The organism is Nocardia amamiensis NBRC 102102, assembly GCF_001612745.1.
GTDB classification, from domain to species: domain Bacteria; phylum Actinomycetota; class Actinomycetes; order Mycobacteriales; family Mycobacteriaceae; genus Nocardia; species Nocardia amamiensis.
Genome location: NZ_BDBA01000202.1, coordinates 1 through 2,134, shown reverse-complemented (window position 1 = coordinate 2,134; position 2,134 = coordinate 1). Strand labels below are relative to the sequence as shown.

Annotated in this window: 2 protein-coding genes and 1 pseudogene; all 3 read right to left on the bottom strand. The window is 69.6% G+C overall.

Annotated features, from left to right (window positions below):
- Nucleotides 1–840 (bottom strand): cobyrinic acid a,c-diamide synthase CobB (locus NA4_RS30325; protein WP_084497600.1); only part of this gene is annotated, 840 nt, incomplete at its 3' end.
- 97 nt (nt 841–937) lie between these two features.
- Entirely contained in the window at nt 938–1,552 is a 615-nt protein-coding gene (gene cobO / locus NA4_RS30320; protein WP_067477811.1) for a cob(I)yrinic acid a,c-diamide adenosyltransferase, read from the bottom strand.
- 374 nt (nt 1,553–1,926) lie between these two features.
- A pseudogene (locus NA4_RS41670) lies at nt 1,927–2,134 on the bottom strand (magnesium chelatase); the annotation flags it as partial.

Below are 2,134 nucleotides of genomic sequence, written 5' to 3'. Positions count from 1 at the left end.
GAGCGCTGGCTGGGCATCTGACCGCGCACCACCACCGAGCGCTGGCTGGGCATCTGACCGCGAGTCAGCACCGCTGATGGTCGCATCAGCGGATGGCAGGGCATCGCCGCCGCGCACGGCGGCGACCGGGTCCCAGGACGGCCCGGTGACCGACGATCGGGCGAGCGCCGCGATCGCGCGCAGGTCCACATGGGCGGCCACGAGTTCCGTCATCGCCGCCACGGCCGCGGTCGCGGCGGGGCCGTGTTCCACGGCGGGAATCAGGCCGAGATGCCGGGAGGGAACTTCCAATTCGGCCATCCGCGGCAGCGATCCGAGCACCGGCAGCCCGACCCGGTCGCAGGCCGCCCGCAATACCTGGTCGTGCCGTTCGCTGCCGACCCGGTTCAGAATCACCCCGCCGAGCCGGACACCGCTGTCGAACGTGGCGAATCCGTGCAGCAGGGCCGCGAGGCTCTGACTGTGCCCGCGAGCGTCCACCACCAGCACTACCGGCGCGCCGAGCAGACTCGCGACCTGAGCCGTCGACCCCTCCGCCACCGGGCCGGAATTCCGCTCATCGATCCGCCCGTCGAACAGGCCCATCACGCCCTCGACAACCGCCAGGTCGCACCCCAGCGCACCATGCCGATACAGCGGCACAACACGTTCCGCCCCCACCAGCACCGGGTCCAGATTTCTCCCCGGCCGTCCCGCCGCCAGCCCGTGATACCCCGGATCGATGTAATCAGGCCCCACCTTGAACGGCGCGACCCGATGCCCCGCCCGCCGCAACGCCCCCACCAAACCGGTAGCGACCGTCGTCTTCCCACTCCCCGACGCCGGAGCCGCCACCACCACCGCCCTCAAACCGTCCCCCGCTCGCCGAGTGGCACGCCACGGTGTGGGCTTCTCGCGATACGCCGCAGCGATGTGCCACTCGCGATCAAGAACCGAGTTACCATTCGATGCCTCGTTGGCCTTTGCGGCCGGTGTCCATGGGGTGTTTGAGTTTGGTCATCTCGGTGACGAGGTCGGCGGCTTCGATGAGCGCGGCGGGGGCGTCGCGGCCGGTGATGACGACATGTTGGTTGCCGGGACGGTTGACCAGGGTTTCGACCACTTCGGCTACGTCGACCCAACCCCATTTCAGTGGGTAGGTGAATTCGTCGAGGACATAGAAGCGGTGCTGCTCGGCCTTCAGGCGCCGGGCGATCTCCTGCCAGCCGGCCAGGGCGGCCGCGGCGTGGTCTTCCTCGGTGCCCTGCTTGCGGGTCCAAGACCAGCCTTCGCCCATCTTGTGCCACTCGACCGGACCGCCCACGCCGGTCTGCTCGTGCAGCGCGCCGAGGGCGCGGAAAGCCGCCTCCTCGCCGACTTTCCATTTTGCGCTCTTCACGAATTGGAACACCGCCACGTCGAAGCCCTGGTTCCAGGCCCGCAGCGCCATCCCGAACGCGGCCGTCGACTTACCCTTGCCCGGCCCGGTATGCACCGCGAGCACCGGCTGATTGCGCCGTTGCCGCGTGGTCAGCCCGTCGTCGGGAACTGCCTCCGGAACACCCTTGGGCATCGACATCTCCTTGCTTTTCTCGGCTCAACCCGTTCCGCCCTTTGGTGCTGCACCCGCGAGCGCGGCTGGATCCTGCACGCCAGTCGTGATCCACACATCCGTCCCGACCCACGGTCGACCGACCGGAACGTCGGGAAACGCGGTCGGCGACGCCGTGTTCGTCCGCGATGCGACGCACTCGCTACGATTCGGCGCCGGTTGCGTCCTTGGCCTCCATCGGTGCCCGTTCCGACAGCCTGACAGCGGCTCAGGCACCGCCGTACACCAACCCATCCGGCAACCGTCGCCGACCAGTCTGCCCGGCATCACCAGCAAACCAGCCCGGCGGCGCCGCACCCGACCCGCCCGTCGCCGACCACAGCGATTCGCGCTGCTCAAGCGGCCCGCACCGGTACACCGCTCCCGGACGACGCCCGGACGACGTCGGCCACCGAGTCTCCGGTCAGCTCGGCCAGTCTGAGGTATCCGCCGCGCAGTTCGCGGGCCAGGTCCGCGGCGAGGCCGAGGCGGATCATGCCGCGTTCACAATCGACCACGATGCACGTGACCGCGTCCTTCGCGAGCAGGGACGCGGCGGCGCGG

Excerpts from the sequence above, each read along its gene's own strand:
- cobO (WP_067477811.1), bottom strand. The coding sequence starts at position 1,552 with ATGCCCAAGGGTGTTCCGGAGGCAGTTCCCGACGACGGGCTGACCACG.